The 19,459-nt window shown below is 63.7% G+C and carries 14 protein-coding genes and 1 tRNA gene; 6 read left to right on the forward strand and 9 right to left on the reverse strand.

Annotated elements, in window-relative coordinates:
• Positions 1–77: transfer RNA gene (locus ATC00_RS18050), tRNA-His, on the reverse strand.
• A gap of 264 nt (positions 78–341) precedes the next feature.
• Positions 342–785, reverse strand: a complete 444-nt coding sequence (locus ATC00_RS18055) for a phasin (protein WP_037378737.1) — start codon at positions 783–785, stop codon at positions 342–344.
• Between the two features lie 232 nt (positions 786–1,017).
• On the opposite strand from ATC00_RS18055, the gene ATC00_RS18060 reads away from it, so the two are divergent.
• Positions 1,018–4,398, forward strand: coding sequence for an ATP-binding protein (locus ATC00_RS18060; protein WP_064253847.1), 3,381 nt, complete (start codon positions 1,018–1,020; stop codon positions 4,396–4,398).
• Positions 4,399–4,477: 79 nt separating this feature from the next.
• A complete protein-coding gene (locus ATC00_RS18065) occupies positions 4,478–6,160 on the forward strand; it encodes an ABC transporter permease (RefSeq protein ID WP_064253848.1) in 1,683 nt (560 codons plus the stop codon).
• Between the two features lie 280 nt (positions 6,161–6,440).
• Here the strand turns inward: ATC00_RS18065 and ATC00_RS18070 are convergent, their stop codons facing one another.
• A complete protein-coding gene (locus ATC00_RS18070) occupies positions 6,441–8,393 on the reverse strand; it encodes an acetoacetate--CoA ligase (protein WP_064253849.1) in 1,953 nt (650 codons plus the stop codon).
• Between the two features lie 167 nt (positions 8,394–8,560).
• Between ATC00_RS18070 and ATC00_RS18075 the strand changes: the two genes are divergently transcribed.
• Entirely contained in the window at positions 8,561–10,381 is a 1,821-nt protein-coding gene (locus tag ATC00_RS18075; RefSeq protein ID WP_064253850.1) for an AsmA family protein, read from the forward strand.
• Positions 10,382–10,384: 3 nt separating this feature from the next.
• Here the strand turns inward: ATC00_RS18075 and ATC00_RS18080 are convergent, their stop codons facing one another.
• The 5 genes from ATC00_RS18080 to ATC00_RS18100 form a co-directional block, all read right to left on the reverse strand.
• Positions 10,385–11,206 carry an ABC transporter permease gene (locus tag ATC00_RS18080; RefSeq protein ID WP_064253851.1) on the reverse strand — a complete coding sequence of 274 codons (822 nt, stop codon included), beginning with the start codon at positions 11,204–11,206 and terminating at the stop codon, positions 10,385–10,387.
• A gap of 3 nt (positions 11,207–11,209) precedes the next feature.
• On the reverse strand, positions 11,210–12,121 hold the full coding sequence (locus ATC00_RS18085; RefSeq protein WP_064253852.1) for an ABC transporter permease subunit: 912 nt from the start codon (positions 12,119–12,121) through the stop codon (positions 11,210–11,212).
• Between the two features lie 3 nt (positions 12,122–12,124).
• Positions 12,125–13,267, reverse strand: a complete 1,143-nt coding sequence (locus tag ATC00_RS18090; protein WP_037378875.1) for an ABC transporter ATP-binding protein — start codon at positions 13,265–13,267, stop codon at positions 12,125–12,127.
• Between the two features lie 122 nt (positions 13,268–13,389).
• Positions 13,390–14,484, reverse strand: a complete 1,095-nt coding sequence (locus tag ATC00_RS18095; RefSeq protein WP_064253853.1) for a polyamine ABC transporter substrate-binding protein — start codon at positions 14,482–14,484, stop codon at positions 13,390–13,392.
• A 308-nt stretch (positions 14,485–14,792) separates the two neighbouring features.
• Positions 14,793–16,202 carry a helix-turn-helix domain-containing protein gene (locus ATC00_RS18100; protein WP_064253854.1) on the reverse strand — a complete coding sequence of 470 codons (1,410 nt, stop codon included), beginning with the start codon at positions 16,200–16,202 and terminating at the stop codon, positions 14,793–14,795.
• A 227-nt stretch (positions 16,203–16,429) separates the two neighbouring features.
• On the opposite strand from ATC00_RS18100, the gene aceA reads away from it, so the two are divergent.
• A complete protein-coding gene (aceA, locus tag ATC00_RS18105; RefSeq protein ID WP_064253855.1) occupies positions 16,430–17,719 on the forward strand; it encodes an isocitrate lyase in 1,290 nt (429 codons plus the stop codon).
• 139 nt (positions 17,720–17,858) lie between these two features.
• The gene (locus tag ATC00_RS18110) at positions 17,859–18,098 is read left to right on the forward strand and encodes an SMc00767 family acetate metabolism repressor (protein ID WP_037378705.1); all 240 of its coding nucleotides are present in this window, start codon (positions 17,859–17,861) and stop codon (positions 18,096–18,098) included.
• A 176-nt stretch (positions 18,099–18,274) separates the two neighbouring features.
• Here ATC00_RS18110 and ATC00_RS18115 read toward each other — a convergent pair whose 3' ends face one another.
• A complete protein-coding gene (locus tag ATC00_RS18115) occupies positions 18,275–19,150 on the reverse strand; it encodes a LysR family transcriptional regulator (RefSeq protein WP_064253856.1) in 876 nt (291 codons plus the stop codon).
• A gap of 89 nt (positions 19,151–19,239) precedes the next feature.
• Between ATC00_RS18115 and ATC00_RS18120 the strand changes: the two genes are divergently transcribed.
• Positions 19,240–19,431, forward strand: coding sequence for a hypothetical protein (locus ATC00_RS18120; RefSeq protein ID WP_037378699.1), 192 nt, complete (start codon positions 19,240–19,242; stop codon positions 19,429–19,431).
• Positions 19,432–19,459 lie beyond the last annotated feature (28 nt).

Below are 19,459 nucleotides of genomic sequence, written 5' to 3' on the forward strand. Positions count from 1 at the left end.
TGGTACGGTTGGGTGGTCTCGAACCACCGACCTCAGGTGCCACAAACCTGCGCTCTAACCAACTGAGCTACAACCGCACTCGGGGCGCGCGATCCAAATCGCTTGGGTCGTCGCGTTGGCGGCTCACATACGGTCACTTCAGCCGATTTGCAAGCCTTAACTTCAGATTATCAAGCAAAAAGACCGGATGGCAAGCACCCGGCCCCTTGAGCAAATTTTGAATGGCCGTACAGCGCCGCGCGTCTTACCAGACGCGCAAAGGTCGCTGTAGCACTTTGAATTGCTGCATGTCTTTGTCGTTAAATCGAGGTCGATTGAAGGAGACATGCAGTAGGGACCGATCAGGCCTTGAAGGTGGAGACGACCTTTTCGGCGGCTTCCTTGCCAGGCTTGGCAACGTTCTCGGCGACCTTGCGGGTGGCTTCCTGCATCGACTTGGCCTGCTCGACGGCGACTTCGGCCTGCTTGCGGATGAAGGCGGTCTGCAGTTCGACCAGTTCAGAGAGCGACTTCACGCCGAGCAGCGCTTCCATGTGCGAGAGCGAGTTCTCGGCATTGGTGCGCAGCGCGTTGATCGCCTTGAGACCGAGCTCGACGGAGCCGGACTGGGCGCTTTCGAGCGTCGCTTCGACGGTCTTGGTTGCCTCTTCGGCGGCGGTCTTCATCTTGGCATAGGCGTCCTTCGACTGTGCGGCGCCCTTTTCGGCGAACTCGCGGAAGCTGTCGGCGAATTTCGTCGGGTCGAAGGAAAGGGCAAATGCGTCGTCGGTCTTCTTGGTAGCCATTGGTATGCGCTCCTTGGTGTGGCCCTCTTAAGAGGCGCCTCGGTGGGTGATGGCGATCTTATAATCGATCTCTTTGTGCATTGCAACAAAATTGTGCACCGCACAAAAGCCGCTGCTATTAACCTTGCGGGGCGAAAGGTACGCGGAGAGCGGGGCCTTCGCTGGACCCCCGCAGATGCGGCAGGTATTAATAGAGTGTTAACACGCAAGCGCCCCGTCAATAGGCCTGCCCATGCCCGCGAGACAGTATCCATTCATCGACATTGCCGTGCATGCACGGGTGCGGGAGCATTTTTCCCGCGGCGATGCGTCGGTTCTCTTCTCGAAGGACCTGGCGCGCGTCCTGTGGGCAAACGATCAGGGCGCCAAGCTGTTCGGCGTCGCTTCTGTCTACGACTTCATTGATAGTCCGATCAATCCGAACGACCTGTCGCTGCGCCAGTTGCGCGCCGCCGCGGCGCAGCTTGCCGCCGTCGGCGACCGGCGCCAATTGTTGATCCGGATCGCAGCCGGCTTCCGCAGGCTGCCGCTCAATGCAACCGTGGAGATGATCCGCATCCGGCCCGGCGAGGACGCCGTTCTCTTCACCGCTCCGCACAACGGCAAGGCGCTTTCGCCGGAAGACCGCGCCGCCGCCATGATCGCCGGGTTGGACGGACCGGACACACACATGGCCGTGCTCGACGACGACGGCGGCGTCGTCGCCCGGTCGCCAGGATTCGAGCATTTGGGGTTGTCGGACGACGTCCGGCGGACGCTCGTCTCGGCAGTGGCGCGCGAGAAGGATCGGCTGGTCAAGCGCCTCGTCGCGACCGAGAAGGGGCAATTGCCTGCGGCCATCGGCAGGATTTCCGATCACCCAGCCCTCCATCTTCTCTTCGCCGTTGAGGCCACACTGGAAGCGCCGGATAGCGGAGAGACCACCGCCACGGTCGAGCCAGATGCAATCGCCGCGGCGGCGGAGGTCGAGACCGAGCAAGATGCCGCTTCGCAGGCCGCGCCGGACGAGCCTGCCGAACCTCCGGTGCAGGAAGATGCCTCCGAGACCGTGTCGACGACGGAGCTCGCCAAAACCGAAGAGCAGCCGGCCGATACGGCGCCGATCGAGGAAGAGCAGAGCGAACCGGCACTCCAGTCCAACGAGGCGGCAAAGCCGATAGCGAGCGCAGAGACCCTCGAGTACGCGCCGCAAGCGGCGACATCGAACGCCGCCAGCGGCACGACCGCGGTGTCGGACTTCACCTTCACGCCGGGCAGCCGGGCAGTCCGCTTCGTCTGGAAGATCGACGCGGAGGGCCGCTTCAGCGAGATCTCCGAGGAATTCGCAGCCGCCGTCGGTCCGAAATCGGCCGGTGTGGTAGGCCTGACCTTCGCCGAGCTTGCAGAGCGCTACGATCTCGATCCCGACCACAAGATCAACGCGCTCCTGCATCGCCGCGATACCTGGTCCGGCAAGACTATCCTGTGGCCGGTCGAGGGGACGAGCCTCAAGGTACCGGTCGACCTCGCCGCGCTGCCGACCTATTCCCGTTCGCGTGAGTTCGACGGTTTCCGCGGCTTCGGTATCGTGCGGATTGCCGATGCGGTTGAGGACGAAAAGGCCAGCGGCTTGGCGCTCGCCCGTGTCGACACCCCCCGGGAAGAGGGGATGCCGGCCGAAGCTCCGGCCGAGGACACTCCCGTCTCCGCTGAAGATCAGACGGAAGCAGAGTTCCAGGCATCCGGCGCGGCCAATGCGCCGATGGGCGAACCTGCGACGGGAGACACGCCGACAGAGGACCCCTTCGCCGGCGAACGGCCAGCCCTTCGCATCGTCGATGCTCCGGCGCGCGCGCCCTCCGACAAGATCATCGATCTCGATGAGCATCGGCCGGCGGGCTCCGGGGTGCTGACTCGCGGCGAGCAGGCAGCCTTCCGCGAGATCGCACGGCAGCTCGGCGCGCATTTCGTTGAGCCGGCGCCACCGCCGAGTGCGGTGAGCAGCGATGATGCGCACTCGGCGGGCGTCGTGCCATCGGCAGAAGCCGCCGCCACCGAAAGCACGTCGGCGGATGATGCGACCGCTTCCCGTCAGAAGGAGACGGTTCCGACAGCCGGCGACGAGGCACCCCCTGCCCCGCGCGGCTGCGTCGGCATGAGCAGCGAAATCCTTGACCGCCTGCCGGTCGCGCTCCTCATTCATCACGGCGACGCGCTGCTCTACGCCAATCCGGAATTTCTGCGGCTGACCAGCTACCCGACGCTCGAGGCGTTCGATCAGGAGGGAGGCCTTGAAGCTCTCTTCGCCTATGGCCGCGAATCCGGGCAATCGGAGCCGGACGGGACGATGACCCTGGTGCGCGCCAATGGTCAGCTCGCTCCGGTCAGCGCCCATCTCCACTCGATCCAGTGGGAGGGGAGAAGCGCGCTGATGTTGGCGCTAAGCCCCGCTGCCGCCCGTGCCGTCGAGACGGCCACGCCGGAGGCACAGCGCTCGCCGGGGGCCGAGGCGCGGCTCAGGATGGAAATCGACGAACTCCGCTCGATTCTCGAGACGGCCACCGACGGCGTCGTGGTCCTTGGCCAGGAAGGCGACATTCGCACGATGAACCGCTCGGCAAGCGCGCTCTTCAACTATGATGAAGACGAGATGCGCGGAAAGCCGTTCGCCGCCCTCTTCGCGCATGAGAGCCAGAAGGCGGTGATCGACTACCTGCACGGCCTTTCCGGCCATGGCGTCGCAAGCGTGCTCAACGATGGCCGGGAAGTGATCGGCCGGGAGGCGGGCGGCGGCTTCATTCCGCTGTTCATGACCATCGGCCGGCTTTCCTCCTCCAACGGCTATTGCGCCGTCATCCGCGACATCACCCAATGGAAGCGGACCGAGGAGGAATTGCGCAACGCCAAGCGTGCCGCCGAGACCGCCAACGCTCACAAGACCGAGTTCCTCGCACGGGTCAGCCACGAGATCCGCACGCCGCTCAACGCCATAATCGGTTTTTCCGACATGATGGCGAGCGAGCATTTCGGACCGGTCGGCCATCCACGCTATATCGAATATGCCGGCGACATCGGCCGGTCGGGTCGGCATGTGCTCGACATCGTCAACGACCTGCTCGACATCTCGAAGATCGAGGCCGGCGAGATGGAGCTCGATTTCAGCGCCGTCGACCTCAACGAGGCCGTCTCCGAAGCCGTCTCGCTGGTGCAGCCGCAGGCCAACAGCCAGCGGGTGATCATCCGCACCTCGCTGTCCGGCTCGGTGCCGGAGGTCGTGGCCGACGGCCGCTCGATCAAGCAGATCGCGCTCAACATCCTGGCGAACGCCATCCGGTTTACGCCCTCCGGCGGGCAGATCGTCGTATCGACTTCATACGAGACGAATGGCAGCGTCATCCTCCGGATCCGCGACACCGGCATCGGCATGACCCGCAACGAGCTCGACCAGGCGATGAAGCCGTTCCGGCAGGTGACGACCGGCGGGCGCAAGCGCGGCGAAGGCACCGGCCTCGGCCTGCCGCTGACCAAGGCGATGGCCGAGGCAAACCGCGCCCAGTTCGCCATCAGCTCCGCGCCCAACGAGGGCACGCTGGTTGAGGTATCCTTCCCGTCGCAACGCGTCTTGGCGAACTGAGGGCCGATGCTGTAAGGAAATGTTGACCTGCGGCAGCCAGTTTGGCTGCCGCGCAGCACCTTGCCCCGGAACGCATCGTTTGCACTTCACCGCCAAAAACCTCAAGCGACGCTATGCCAGGTCGGGCACCGGCCTGACGCATCGGCTGCTCGCAAGCTGGTCCGGCCTCGCCTCGGCAATCGTGCTGATGCCGATCGTCGCTATCGCGTGGCTTGCGCTGACCGGCGGCGGCGCGGACTGGCCGCATCTCATCGAGAACGTCATTCCGCGCGCCACCGTCAGAACGCTGATGCTCGTCGGTCTGACGGGTGCTGCGACCGCCGTCGTCGGCATCGTGACGGCGTGGCTGGTGGCAACCTGCGAATTTCCGCTGCGCCGGCTCCTTTCCGCCATGCTCGTGCTGCCGCTTGCAATCCCGGCCTATCTCGCGGCCTACGCCTTCGGCGAGCTCCTGACCTTCACTGGACCGGTCCAGGGGCTCATCCGGGCGATCTTCGGTTTTCAGACGAGCCGGGACTATTGGTTTCCGGACGTGCGCTCGCTCGGCGGCGCGGTGCTGGTGATCAGCTCGGTCCTCTATCCCTATATCTATCTTGCCTGCCGCTCGATGTTTCTGATGCAGGGCCGTGCGGCCGCCGACGTGGCGCGCACGCTCGGCGCCGGGCCGCTCAAGGTCTTCCTGAAAATCCAGATCCCCATGGCCAGGCCGGCGATCGTGATCGGCCTGACGCTCGTCGCCATGGAGACGATGAACGACATCGGCGCGGTCGAGTTTCTCGGGGTCCAGACCCTGACCTTTTCCATCTTCGACACCTGGCTCAACCGTGGCAGCCTTGCCGGTGCGGCGCAGATCGCCTGCATCATGCTTGTCTTCATCGTCGCATTGATGATGGTCGAGCGCGCCGCCCGCCGCAGCCAGCGCTTCTCCAGCCAGAAGACGACGGCCGCCGTTCACGACGCGGTGCGCCTGGAGCTGGCCGGCTGGAAGAAATGGACCGCGACCCTCGTCTGTCTCCTGCCTGTTCTTTCCGGTTTTGCCGTCCCCTTCCTGGTGCTCGGCAACTACGCCTTCAAGCGGCTCGACCAATTTTTGGCGCCGCGCCTCCTCGACGCATTGCTGCACAGCGTCCTGGTCTCCGGTCTGACGGCATTCGTCGCGGTCTTCCTGGGTTTCGTCATGGCCTATGCGGCCCGCACCGGCCGCTCGCCGGTCACGGAAGTCGCCGGGCGGCTCGCCTCGTTCGGTTACGGCGTGCCGGGCACGGTGCTCGCCATTGGCGTGCTCTTTCCGCTCGCTGCACTCGACAATGGCCTGGATGCGTGGATGCGCGACCTTTTCGGCATTTCCACCGGTCTCGTCCTCAGCGGCACCGGCTTTGCGATCGTCTATGCCTGCGCGGTACGGTTTCTCACCATGGCCGAGGGGACGCTGGAGGCCGGCTTCCACAAGCTCTCGCCGCACCTCGACATGGCCGCGCGCGCGCTCGGCCGGACGAGCGCCCAGACCTTGCGCTCGGTGCTTCTGCCGATGATGCGCCCGGCGGTGCTGACATCGGCGCTGCTCGTCTTCATCGAAACGATGAAGGAGCTTTCCGCGACCATCATGCTGCGGCCGTTCAATTTCAATACGCTCGCCACCCTCGTCTACGAGGATGCGTCGCGCGCCAAGGTCGAGGATGCCTCGGTCGCCGCCATGATCATCGTCATCGCCGGCATGATCCCGGTCATTCTGGTGTCGCGGTCGCTTGAAAGCCGCTCATAGGACACATTCCCCGAGCACAAAAAAAGAGGCAGCTCGCGGCCGCCTCTGAAGTCATGCTAACCAACAAATGCTCGAGAACTCGGGACGTCATGTCTGTGACAGCATCGCTGCTGTGGCACCGGCGCCTTGATGGACCGGCCTCCAGTTGGCTCGACCATGCCCCGGCAAACCTTAACAAGACCTTACCGCCAGACCCGACAATCTTAGGAAATGGGCCGCAAGTCGGCTTGCTTGGTTAATTCCGCTGGCGCGTCCAGGTTGACCGACGCCGGCCCGCCCCTCAGGTCTTCAGCGCCTCCAGTCCGGCAAAGAGATCGAGAGCCTCAGGATTGGCGAGCGCCTCCTTGTTCTTGACCGGCCGGCCATGCACCACGTCGCGCACCGCGAGCTCGACGATCTTGCCGGATTTGGTGCGCGGAATGTCGGCGACGGGGATGATCTTCGCCGGCACGTGCCGGGGCGAGGCGCCGGTGCGGATCCGTGCCTTGATCGCTTGCGTCAGCTCCTCGGTCAGCGCAACGTCGGGCGCCAGGCGCACGAACAGGATCACCCGAACGTCGTCCTGCCAGTCCTGGCCGATGCAGAGCGCCTCGGCGACCTCCGGCATCTGCTCGACCTGATTGTAGATTTCGGCCGTGCCGATGCGCACGCCGCCCGGATTGAGCGTCGCGTCGGAGCGGCCGTGAATGACGATGCCGCCATGCGGCGTCCATTCGGCAAAGTCGCCATGGCACCAGACATTGTCGAAGCGCTCGAAATAGGCGGCGCGATACTTGGCGCCCTCGGGATCGTTCCAGAACATCACGGGCATCGACGGAAACGCGCTGGTGCAGACGAGCTCGCCCTTCTCGCCGCGCACCGGCTTGCCCTCGTCGTTCCAGACGTCGACGGCAAGGCCGAGCCCCGGGCCTTGGATTTCGCCGCGCCAGACCGGCTTCAGCGGGTTGCCGAGCACGAAGCAGGAGACGATGTCGGTGCCGCCGGAAATCGAGGCGAGCTGGACGTCGGATTTGATCCCCTCATAGACGAAAGAGAAGCCCTCCGGCGAAAGCGGCGAGCCGGTCGAGGTCATCAGCCTGAGCGCCGAGAGATAGTGCGTCGTCGCCGGCGTCAGCCCGCCTTTGCGTACCGCATCAATGTATTTTGCCGAAGTCCCGAACACGGCGAAGCGCTCCTCGGCCGCGAAGTCGAAGAGGACGTTGCCGTCCGGATGGAAGGGCGAGCCGTCATAGAGGCACAAGGTTGCGCCGACTGCCAGGCCGGAGGCCAGCCAGTTCCACATCATCCAGCCGCAGGTGGTGAAGTAGAAGAGCCTCTCGCCCTCTTTCAGGCCGCAGTGGAAGCGGTGCTCCTTGAGGTGCTGGAGAAGCGTTCCGCCGGCGGAATGCACGATGCATTTCGGCACGCCCGTCGTGCCGGAGGAGAACAGGATGTAGAGCGGATGGCTGAAGGGCAGGCGCTCGAAGGCAAGCGGCTTGGCTTGGAACGCGGCGATGAAATCGGGAAGCGTCACGCCGCCGTCAATTGCCGCTGCAAGTGCGGCGCTGTCGCCGGCATAGGGGACGACGAGGGTCGGCACACGAAGCGTCTTCGCCACGGCGCGCACCTTCGCGTCGACGTCTTGGCGCTTGCCGTTGTACCAGTAGCCATCGCAGGCGACGAAGAGCTTTGGACCTATCTGGCCGAAGCGGTCGAGAACGCCCTGTTCGCCGAAATCCGGAGAACAGGAGGACCAGATGGCGCCGAGCGAGGCGGTGGCGAGCATCAGCGCGATCGTCTCCGGCAGGTTCGGCATCATCGCCGCGACACGGTCGCCGACGCCGATCCCCTGCGCCTTCAGCGCCTGCTGCAGACGTGAGACGAGATTGCGCAACTCGTCCCACGAAAGTCGATAGCGGACCTTGTCTTCGCCACGGAAGATCAAGGCGTCATCGCCACCGCTGCCACGCAACAGATTTTCGGCAAAGTTGAGTTTCGCGTCGGGGAAGAAGCGGGCTTCGAGCATCCGCTCGCCGTCGATCAGCGCTCGACCGCCGCGCTCACCGACGACGCCGCAATGCTCCCAAACGGCAGTCCAGAAATCGCCGCTCTCCGCCACGGACCAGCCGTGAAAGGCATCGTAGTCGGAGAACCTGCGGCCGAAGCACGCTTCGCACCAGGTCATGAATTGCGCCATCGGGCTCCGCGCGAGCGTCTCGGCATCCGGAACCCACAAAGGTCGATCTGTTTGCATGCGTTCCTCCACTCCCTCTGCCCTGTTCTATACCATGCTGCAACGCAAAATAAACAGCGTGCACGGCAGCGCCACCTCCTTGAACACGACATTTCCATGTCAGTTGCATTTGCCCTCTTCAAGGCCTATCCAGACGGTTTCACCAAGGGCGATGCCGACCGACCGAAATGTCCAGACCCATCCGGAAAATATCGCGCGTCTTGAGGCTGCGCCTGCAGCGTCGCCATTTCGTCTGGTCTGCCGCAGTCGGGGTCATTCTCGCCCTCGGTTACAACGCCGCCCTGCCCCTGCTCGTCTCGACCACCGGCGTGCGCGCAGCGATGGAGCGGACGCTCGACAGCTGGTCTGGCGGCAAGAGCAGGATCAACGGTGAACCGACCGTCCGGCTCTGGCCCGAACCGCTATTGACCTTGCCGTCGGCGACGATCGAAACCAGAGGGCCCGAACCCCGTCCGCTCGCCGAAATTGGCCGCATCACCGCATCGTTCAGTCCGCTTTCGACGCTTCTCGGCGATCCGACGCTGGAGGACATAAGCCTTGTCGATCCCGTCGTCACAATCGAGCGCCGGGCCGACGGCACGATCAACTGGCAAAAGCCGCATTGGCTCGCCCCGTCCGAAGCCGCCGCATCGGCTCAGGAAAGCCCCTTCGGCGACATCGCGATCGAGAATGGCCGGCTGATCGTGCTCGACCGGATGGCTGACGGCAGCGACATCGACATTCCCGGAATTTCCGGCACGATCAAGTGGCCCTCCTTTGCCGGACGATTGAGCACGCAACTGTCGGCACGGCTCGCCGGCGAGGAGGTCGCCTGGGCGTTCGTCTGCGACGATCCGCTCTCGCTCTTGGCGAAACGAAACGCGCCGCTGAAGACGTCGATCACATCGGCGCCGCTGACCTTCTCCTTCGAGGGCGTCGGCAAGCTTTCGTCCGTTCCCTTCGCGTCCGGCCATCTGCAGATGTCCGCAGCTTCCCTTCAAACGCTCACTGAGTGGTATCACGGCGGCTCGACAGCGACGCTCCCGCCGGGAGGGCTCAGCATCGACACCAGAGTGACCACCGGCGAGAAGACGCTGAAGCTCGACGAACTGGCATTCACCATGGGCGGCGCCAGCGCGACAGGCGTACTCGATATCTCCCTTACGGACGGCAAGGCGCCGAGCATAGAAGGGACGCTCGCCTTCGATCGCATCGACCTCAACGGCGTTCCCGTCGCCGCGCTTTCACCGCTTGGTCGGGACGACCGCCTTTGGCGTCTGGTGGAGAGCTTTGTCGCTGCCTGGCAAACGGACGTTCGCCTTTCCTCACAGGAGGTCCTCGCCGGTCCCCTGCATCTGACCGACGTCGCCGCCGGGGTGTTGATCGATGGCAAGCGCGCCTCGCTCGACATCGGCGACAGCAACTACGCCAATGGCAGCCTGAGCGGCCGCGTCGTGCTCTCGGATGAAGGGCTGGACCATGGCGGCCGATTGCAGGCGCGCCTCAAGGACGCCGATTTCGGCGCAGTGCTCGGCAGCTTCGGCCTCAACGGTCCTGCGCCGGCCGGCCGGGGCATTCTCAGCATCGACATCGGTACCGATCATCCCGTCTGGGCCACGGGACTTGGCGACATATGGGGCAATCTCACCTTGTCGCTGGCGAATGGCAGCATCGCCGGCTTCGATGCCCACGCCTTCGCCGATCTCGTCCGCAAGGGCGAGTTCTTTTCGCTTTCTCAGGCGAAGGAGGCGAGCTTCGACTTCCAGGTGGCGAACGTGAAGGCCAGCTTTGCCGACGGCACGGCGCGGCTCGACCGGGCCGATTTCACCGGAACGTCGGGCAACCTGTCCGTCGCCGGCGTCGTCCCGTATCGCAACGGCAGCTTGGCGCTTGCCGGAACGCTTCAAGCCGAGGCGCCCAGCAGCAACCAACCGGTTCGCTTCTTCGTCGGCGGCTCCTGGCCGAATGCGGTGATCTCGCCGCTTTCCGTTCTCGTCGCTCCGAAATAAGGCTCAGCCAATGGCCGCAACGGCGGCGCGCTCATCCTTTTCGCGCTGGACTTCCCGGCGCTTGGTGACGATCGATGCGACGACCACGCCCAAGGCGACGATACCGATCAGGATGGTGCAGATCGCATTGATCTCCGGCGTCACGCCGAGTCTCACCTGGCTGTAGATCTTCATCGGCAGCGTCGTGGCGCCCGGTCCGGTGGTGAAGCTCGAGATGACGAGATCGTCGAGCGAGAGGGTGAAGGCCAGGACCCAGCCCGAAAATACCGCCGGCGCGATCACCGGTAGGGTGATGGCGAAGAAGGTCCTGACCGGGGTCGCGCCGAGGTCCAGTGCCGCCTCCTCGATCGACTGGTCGAAACTCAACAGGCGTGACTGCACCACGACCGCGACGAAGCACATGGTGAAGGTGATGTGGGCGAGCGTGATCGTCCAGAAGCCGCGATCAAGCCCGATCGCCACGAACAGCAGCAGCAGCGACAGGCCGGTGATCACCTCCGGCATGACCAGCGGCGCATAGACCATGCCGGAGAAAAGCACGCGTCCGCGAAAGCGCGAATAGCGCACCAGCGCCAGCGCCGCCAATGTGCCGAGCACCGTCGCGCAGGTTGCCGACAGCAGCCCGACGCGAATGGTCACCCAGGCGGCATCGAGGAGCCCCTGATTGTGCCAGAGCTGGCTGTACCACTTGGTGGAAAAGCCGGCCCACACGGTCACGAGTTTCGACTCGTTGAAGGAGAAGATCACCAGAAGCACGATCGGCAGGTAAAGAAAGCCGAAGCCGAGCGCGACGGAGGCGATATTGAAGCGGGACCACTTTTCCATGTCCTATCTGCCCTCGCTATCGGCCTTGGCCTGGACGTTCTGGAAATAGACGATCGGGATCACGAGGATCATCAGCAGGATGATCGCCACCGCCGAGGAGACCGGCCAGTCGCGATTGGCATTGAACTCGTTCCACAGCGTCTTGCCGATCATCAGCGTCTCCGATCCGCCGAGCAGGTCCGGAATGACGAACTCGCCGACGGCCGGAATGAAGACGAGCAGGCAGCCGGCGACCACGCCAGGCAGCGACAACAGGAAGGTGACGCGCCAGAAGGCGCTGATCGGCGTGCAGCCGAGGTCCTGCGCCGCTTCGATCAGCGAGTGATCCATCTTCTCCAGCGCCGAATAGATCGGCAGCACCATGAAGGGAAGATAGGAATAGACGATGCCGATATAGATCGCGGCATTGGTGTTAAGGATGATGAGCGGCTGGTCGATGACGCCGATCGCCATCAGGAACTGGTTGAGCAGCCCTTCGGGTTTCAGGATGGCAATCCAGGCATAGACGCGGATCAGGAAGCTCGTCCAGAAGGGCAGGATCACCAGCATCAACAGCATCGGCCGGATCGCGCGCGGCGCCCGGGCCATGCCGTAGGCGATCGGATAGCCGATCATCAGCGTCAGGAAGGTCGAGATGGCGGCGATGACGACGCTCGACACATAGGCGTTGAAATAGAGCGCGTCCTCGGTCAGCCAGACATAGTTGTCGACGGAGAATTCGCGGGCCTTCTCCAGCATGCCCGCCAGCCCGCCGGCCAGATCGAAGACCGGCGTATAGGGCGGCATGGCGACCGTGGTCTCAGACAAAGAGATGCGGAAGACGATGAAGAAGGGAATGAGGAAGAAGAACAGGAGCCACGCATAGGGGATGATGATCACCAGGCGGCTCATAAGGGCTGAGGCAAGTTTCGCCATGGCTCAATCCTTCAACACTACGCCCGAATCTTCGCCGAATGAGATCCAGACCTGCTGGTCGTAACCAAGCGGATCCTCGACGGCGCGCACTGCATTCAGCGACGACGCCTTGACGACCTTGCCGTCCTTAAGGCGCACGTGGAAGACGGTCATGTCGCCGAGATAGCCGATGTCCCAGATCTCGCCCTCGGCCGCGTTGATCGGTGCGTGGGCGGGCGGCTGGCGGCTGATCCTGATCTTTTCCGGACGAATGGCGACGGCGGCCTTTGCACCACTTGCCGGTTTCTCCGCCGAGGCCATGCGAAGCGCAATGCCGCCGGTTGTCTCGATCCGGACGGAGCCGCCTTCGGCCGCGGTCACTGTGCCGTCGAACAGGTTCACGTCGCCGATGAAGTCGGCGACGAAGCGCGAATTCGGCGCTTCGTAGATCTCGGCCGGCGTCGCCACCTGGACGACCTTGCCGTGGCTCATGACGGCAATGCGGTCGGCCATGGTCATCGCTTCTTCCTGGTCATGGGTGACGATGACGAAGGTAAGGCCGAGTTCCTGCTGCAGATCCATCAGTTCGAACTGGGTTTCCTCGCGCAGCTTCTTGTCGAGCGCGCCGAGCGGTTCATCGAGCAGCAGCACCTTGGGCCGCTTGGCCAGCGAACGGGCAAGCGCCACGCGCTGTCGCTGGCCGCCGGACAGCTGATGCGGCTTGCGCTGGGCGAATTTCTCGAGCTTGACGAGCTTCAGCATCTGTCCCACCCGCTCGGCGATATCGGCCTTCGGCATGCCGTCCTGCTTCAAGCCGAAGGCGATATTGTTCTCGACCGTCATGTGCGGGAACAGCGCGTAGGACTGGAACATCATATTGACCGGCCGCCGATAGGGCGGGATGCCGGCGAGGTTCTGGCCGTCGAGAATGATCTCGCCCGACGTCGGCTGTTCGAAGCCAGCGAGCATGCGCAACAGGGTCGACTTGCCGCAACCGGATGCGCCGAGCAGTGCGAAGAATTCGCGCGTGTAGATGTTCAGCGACAGGTCGTCGACGGCGGTGAAGTCGCCGAACTTCTTGGTCACGTTCTTGACGGAAATGAATGGCTTGGAGGCGGGGTCCGCCCATGGTGCGAAGGAACGCCGGATACTACCGAGAGACTTCATCATATAACCCCGAAGTGCCGCAATCGATGGACGCGGCGCCGCTCCGTTGCCGGCTGAACCGCTTCCGAAATCCCCCTCAAGAAATTGCCCGGATGTGAGGTCCGGGCAATTCGTTTCCGCTCCTACTGACCGGTTACGATCTTCGTCCAGAGCCTTGTCAGTACGCGCTGCTCCTTGGCCTCAAACGGTCTCGTCGTGAACAGCTTCTGCATTACGGCGTCCGACGGGTAGATGGCTGTGTCTTCAAGCACTTCCTTGTCGAGGAACTGTTGCGAGGCCTTGTTGCCGTTGGCGTAGAAGACGTAGTTCGACGCCTTGGCGATGACTTCCGGCTTCATCATGTAGTTGATGAACTCGTGCGCCTCGGCCGCATGCGGCGCATCGGCGGGGATCGCCAGCACGTCGAACCACATCTGCGCGCCTTGCGCCGGGATCGAATAATCGACCGTCACGCCGGCCTTCGCCTCGGCCGCACGGTCGCGCGCCTGGAAAATATCGCCGGAGAACCCGACCGCTAGGCAGATATCGCCATTTGCCAGCGCATTGATATATTCCGACGAATGGAACTTGCGGATATAGGGCCGGACCTTCAGGAGCAGATCGGCGGCCTTTTCAAGATCGGCGGCCTCGTGGCTGTCCGGATTGAGGCCGAGATAGGTCAGCGCCGACGGCATGATATCGGTCGGCGAATCGAGCAGATGAATGCCGCAATCCTTGAACTTCGCCGCGATCTCGGGATTGAAGATGACATCCCAGTTCGGCTTCTCGTCGGTGCCGAGAATTTCCTTCATCTTCTCGACATTGTAGCCGATGCCGGTGGTGCCCCACATGTAGTCGACGGCATATTCGTTGCCCGGATCGTACTTCGCCGTACGCTCCATGATCACGTCCCACATGTTCGCGAGATTCGGCAACTTCGATTTGTCGAGCTTCTGGAACACGCCTGCGGCGATCTGGCGCTGCAGGAAGCTCGCAGTCGGCACGACGACGTCGTAGCCGGAGCCGCCGGCGAGCAGCTTGGTTTCGAGGATTTCATTGGAATCAAAGACGTCATAGACGACCTTGATGTTGGTCTCCTTGGTGAAATCCGCAAGGATGCTGTCGTCGATATAATCCGACCAGTTATAGACGTTGACGACCCGCTCCTGGGCGGAAGCGAGCGTGGCCGCTCCTGCAAGCATGGCGGCCGCCAAGGTTGCGACGATGAGTTTGGACATACAACTCCCCTCATTTTTCGATCGTGAGACAAGTCGCCCATTTTGCCGCGGTCGCGCCCTGTCCGGTGTTCGTTGCCATGCCGAAGTTAGGCATGTTTCGCCATAACCTCAAGCGCTTTCGCACAGGGCAAATCTGCCATCCCCCAGTCGTTTTCAGATTCACAAGCACAAGCAAAATCCGGGGCTTATGCGCCGCTCCGCGCCTCACCGGCGGCACGCCACGCCAGCTCCGTCCATGCCTCGGCGCGAGCGGTCTACGCGACACGGAAAAGACCTGCTGTCGCGGGCGCAAGCAATCGCGAATACGGCTATTGAAAATCGAAGACGCTCAAGCCCGTCGCCATCTCGTCCAGACCCAAGGGGCGGGTGACAGGCGGCTCGGCGCGAGCCAGACAGCCCTGGCGCTCGCACAGGCGGCAGACCGGGCCGACGGTGATCGCCGGCAAGCGCGCGGCCCCGTAAACCGTCTCCTGCGCGAAACCGGCATCGCAGCCGATCAACAGCGCGGTGCGCCTGACCCGCTCCTGAAATGCTGCCTGGGGTCCCTCGACCGTCCGGGCAATTGTCAGGAACCCGCCGCCGTCCGTCATCTCCACCCGATCGACAAGGATCTGCCCCGGCACCGCGAAGGCGGCATGGATGTTGAGCTTCGGGCAGGCACCGCCGAAGCGGGCATGCGGAAAGCCCTGCGCTCCGGCGCGGCGCAGCCGATGGCCGGCATTGTCAATTTCCATCAGGAAGAAGGGAATGCCGGCGGCGCCGGGCCGCTGCAACGTCGTCAGGCGACTGGCCGCCTGCTCGAACGACACCTGAAAGCGTGCCCTCAAGAGGTCGATGTCGTATTTGGCCCGCTGGGCTGCGGCATGGAAGGCCGCGTAGGGCATCATCAGCGCATGGGCGGCATAGCGTGCAAGCTCGAAACGGCCGATGCGGCGCGCCTCCGCGGTCGAGAAGGGAATCTGGCCGAGCTCTGCCACGATCGCCTCGTGACAGGCGATCGATGCGACCTCCATGGCGGTTTCCAGCATCTGATCGAAGGGCGACAGCCGCTCGGAAATGAAAAGGCGCATCGAGTGGCGGTCGAAACGGCGGCGGAGATTCGGCATGACGTGTACCGGCAAGGTCCGCACGACAAGGCCGTGCTCCCTCTTCAGCCAGGCCTTCAGAACCCCTGCGAGGTCTTCGCCCGGCGACAGGCTCGCATGGAACGCCTCCATCGCCTCCTCGATGCGGGCGAAATGGTTCGGCCGCGCCTCGAGGGTCTCCCGGACCTCGTCGATCGGCAGCCGCGTGTCGGCAAGCGTCGCCATGTGCCCCTGACCGGCCAGGAGTTCCGCCAGGTCCTTCAGGCGCGAAGCCTGTTCGCGATAGGCCCGGTAGAGCTTGACGACGCCGCCCGACACGTTGGGGGCGGCTTCGGTGACCTCGATCAGCTCCTGATCTCCCGGCAGCTCGCCGGCAAGCAGCGGATCGGCAAAGACCTCGCGCAACTGCGTGAGGCTGCCGCCGGCCTCGCCCTGCAATTCGTCGAGATCCACCTTGTAGACCGAAGCCAACTTAAGCAGCAGCTGCACCGTCAACGGCCGCTGGTTGCGCTCGATGAGGTTCAGGTAGGACGGCGAGATGCCGAGCGCCTCCGCCATCGCCGTCTGGGTCAATTGAAGCCCGTTGCGGATTCGTCTGACACGCGGCCCGGCGAAGATCTTGTTCTCGGCCATTTGTCACTCCCTTTACAGAATCTCCACCGGAGCGTCTTTGACAATGTTTACAGCTTTACTGCTTCACCTTGTCAAACACAAGACAAGGTAACCCCTTTTGCGGCGGCGGCACAGCAATAGATGTGGCTTGTTTCTGCAGCGCAATGTAAAAACTGTCATATCAGTTCACGGTATTAGCGAGCTAAGACGAAAGTTGCAGAGCTCATGATTTTGACGGGGAGATATGCATGACTGATTTTTACAAACTCGTACCGAGCGCACCGCAGGGCCGCTTCGACGGCATCGAGCGGCCCTACTCCGCCGCGGACGTGCAACGCCTCCGGGGCTCGGTCGAGATCCGTTATTCACTCGCGGAGATGGGCGCGAACCGCCTCTGGAAGCTCATTCACGAGGAGGACTTCGTCAATGCGCTGGGCGCGCTCTCCGGCAACCAGGCCATGCAGATGGTCCGCGCGGGCCTGAAGGCGATCTATCTTTCGGGCTGGCAGGTTGCGGCCGACGCCAACACCGCCTCGGCAATGTATCCGGACCAGTCGCTCTATCCGGCCAACGCTGCGCCGGAGCTCGCCAAGCGCATCAATCGCACCCTGCAGCGGGCCGACCAGATCGAAACCGCGGAAGGAAAAGGCCTTTCGGTCGACACCTGGTTCGCGCCGATCGTCGCCGACGCGGAAGCCGGTTTCGGCGGGCCGCTCAACGCCTTCGAGATCATGAAGGCCTTCATCGAGGCCGGTGCAGCGGGCGTCCACTACGAGGACCAGCTCGCCTCGGAAAAGAAGTGCGGCCATCTCGGCGGCAAGGTGCTGATACCGACCGCGGCGCATATCCGCAACCTGAACGCCGCCCGGCTTGCTGCCGACGTCGTGGGCACGCCGACGCTGGTCATCGCCCGCACCGACGCGGAAGCGGCCAAGCTGCTCACCTCGGACATCGACGAGCGCGACCGGCCCTTCGTCGACTACGATGCCGGCCGTACCGTGGAAGGCTTCTACCAGGTGAAAAACGGGATCGATCCCTGCATTGCCCGCGCCATCGCCTATGCGCCGCATTGCGACCTCATCTGGTGCGAGACCTCGAAGCCGGATCTCGAACAGGCGCGCAAATTCGCCGAAGGCGTGCACAAGGCGCATCCGGGCAAGCTGCTCGCCTATAATTGCTCGCCGTCGTTCAACTGGAAGAAGAACCTCGACGACGCGACGATCGCCAAGTTCCAGCGGGAGCTCGGCGCCATGGGCTACAAGTTCCAGTTCATCACGCTCGCCGGCTTCCATCAACTGAACTTCGGCATGTTCGAGCTGGCGCGCGGCTACAAGGACCGGCAGATGGCCGCCTATTCGGAGCTGCAGGAAGCGGAGTTCGCGGCCGAGGTGAACGGTTATACGGCGACCAAGCACCAGCGCGAAGTCGGCACCGGCTATTTCGACGCCGTGTCGCTGGCGATCACCGGCGGCCAGTCGTCGACGACGGCGATGAAGGAATCGACCGAACACGACCAGTTCCGCCCGGCGGCGGAATGAGGGAAGGCGTGAAATGAAGACTGGGGCGCGGACATCCCTGCCCGTTGCGCGCCCCGGAACACCGAAAATTCTCGAACCGCAAGCGGACAGGAAAATGGTTTCCGCCGCATCCGGCTCTAAGCTTTGAAGGAGCACTCCCATGACAGTACAGACACGCGTCAAGGAACGGGCCGAGGAACAGTCGTCGGCCATGACCGCGGACCAGCAGGCGGCGATCCGCATGGTCGCCAACGACCTACACCGCCTCAACCAGTCGGTCATGAAGGCCGTCGAGGCCGGCGTCTCGGTCGAACTGGTGCGCTCGGCACGCCATCACGGCGGCGACGGCAACTGGGGCGACCTGCTGATCCCGGTCATCGTCACCCAGGGCCGGCCGTGATGGTGGCACTCGCCGCGGCGGCCGCGCTCATGCTCGGCGCGGTGCTCTGGCAGGAGATCCAGTACCGCAGCACGCAAGCGCTCCAGGTCCGGGTTTTCCTCAAAGATCTCGTCGATTGATCGACTGAACGGATAGCGTAGCGGCCGGTGCAATGCCGGCCGCAACGCATTCTGCGGTCAGGCGGCAGTCCGCCGGGGCCGCTTGCCGGCAAAGAGATCCGCATGGCTGCGGAGCAACCGTGTCAGCCGGTCGACGACGGTGCGGATGTCCCGGCGGTGGCGGTCCTCGTTGTTCATGACGATCCATTGGCGATGCCGGAGCAGCCCGATCTCGTCGCCCGCCCGCTCCAGTTGCGGGTCGAGATCGCCGACGAAACAGGGAAGCACCGCCTTGCCGGCCCCGGCGCGGGCGAGGTCCAGGAGGGACCGGGGACGACTGACCGTTGCGACGATCCGGCCGGATGCGTTTTCGTGCGGCCAGCGCAGATAGGCCGAAAGCGCGTCGTCCTCGGCGACGGCGACCCAGCGATCTGATCCGCCGGGGGCGTTCTTCTGGCGATAGGCGGCATAGGCGACCTCGCCGACCGGCCGCGAGGCGAGATAGGTCTCCTCCGGCTCGAAGGCGCGAATGCCGATGTCGCTCTCCCGATAGGCAAGACTTGCCCGCGCCTCGCCGATCGACAGCGAAATGGCGAACGTGTCCCTTTCCGTGCAGATCGCCGGGAAGTTTTCGGCGATCAGCCAAGATCCCCAGGTGCCCGCCGCAATGCGGACGAGCGTGGCTCCCTCGCCCTCCTTCTGCCAGCTTTCGACCTTGCGGGCCGCCGCTTCCATCTCCTGCAACTGCTCGAACAGGAAGCGGCCGTCGGCCGTCAGTGCATAGCCGGTCTGGCTGCGCACGAACAAGGCGCGGCCCGTGCGCTCCTCGAGTTCCAGCATCCGCCGTCCGATCGTCGCAGGGCTCAGCCCCGTCGCCTGCGCCGCACCGGTCAACCCGCCGCCACGCGCCACGGTCATGAAACAGCGATAGACATCCCAGTCCATGTTTTTCATGATTGAAAAACGTATGAGGAAATCGGCTGTATGTAAAACAGTTTCAGGTGCATAAAAGAGGAGATGCCCAAGAATTGAGGAGCATCACGATGGATATGATGGCAATGGCCGTACTGTTCGACATGGCCTCGAGAAACCGCCGCTCGGACGAAGAATTCGAGCGCCGATCAAGAGGCCGCACGGAAACCCTGGCGGAAAACCTGCTCGCCGCGCTCTTCCGCACATCGCGACCGGCCGAAAGACGCGACGATTGCGGCGGCATTCCGTGCATGGCCCCCTAGGAATCATGCGATCAAATGAAGACGCCGC

It is taken from the genome of Sinorhizobium americanum, from assembly GCF_001651855.1.
In the GTDB taxonomy this organism is placed as follows: Bacteria; Pseudomonadota; Alphaproteobacteria; order Rhizobiales; family Rhizobiaceae; genus Sinorhizobium; species Sinorhizobium americanum.

Bases quoted from the DNA above. Each gene is read 5' to 3' on its own strand.
- ATC00_RS18055 (WP_037378737.1), bottom strand. From the start codon at position 785: ATGGCTACCAAGAAGACCGACGACGCATTTGCCCTTTCCTTCGACCCG.
- ATC00_RS18060 (WP_064253847.1), top strand. From the start codon at position 1,018: ATGCCCGCGAGACAGTATCCATTCATCGACATTGCCGTGCATGCACGG.
- ATC00_RS18070 (WP_064253849.1), bottom strand. From the start codon at position 8,393: ATGCAAACAGATCGACCTTTGTGGGTTCCGGATGCCGAGACGCTCGCG.
- ATC00_RS18075 (WP_064253850.1), top strand. From the start codon at position 8,561: ATGTCCAGACCCATCCGGAAAATATCGCGCGTCTTGAGGCTGCGCCTG.
- ATC00_RS18080 (WP_064253851.1), bottom strand. From the start codon at position 11,206: ATGGAAAAGTGGTCCCGCTTCAATATCGCCTCCGTCGCGCTCGGCTTC.
- ATC00_RS18085 (WP_064253852.1), bottom strand. From the start codon at position 12,121: ATGGCGAAACTTGCCTCAGCCCTTATGAGCCGCCTGGTGATCATCATC.
- ATC00_RS18090 (WP_037378875.1), bottom strand. From the start codon at position 13,267: ATGAAGTCTCTCGGTAGTATCCGGCGTTCCTTCGCACCATGGGCGGAC.
- ATC00_RS18095 (WP_064253853.1), bottom strand. From the start codon at position 14,484: ATGTCCAAACTCATCGTCGCAACCTTGGCGGCCGCCATGCTTGCAGGA.
- ATC00_RS18100 (WP_064253854.1), bottom strand. From the start codon at position 16,202: ATGGCCGAGAACAAGATCTTCGCCGGGCCGCGTGTCAGACGAATCCGC.
- aceA (WP_064253855.1), top strand. From the start codon at position 16,430: ATGACTGATTTTTACAAACTCGTACCGAGCGCACCGCAGGGCCGCTTC.
- ATC00_RS18110 (WP_037378705.1), top strand. From the start codon at position 17,859: ATGACAGTACAGACACGCGTCAAGGAACGGGCCGAGGAACAGTCGTCG.
- ATC00_RS18115 (WP_064253856.1), bottom strand. From the start codon at position 19,150: ATGAAAAACATGGACTGGGATGTCTATCGCTGTTTCATGACCGTGGCG.
- ATC00_RS18120 (WP_037378699.1), top strand. From the start codon at position 19,240: ATGGATATGATGGCAATGGCCGTACTGTTCGACATGGCCTCGAGAAAC.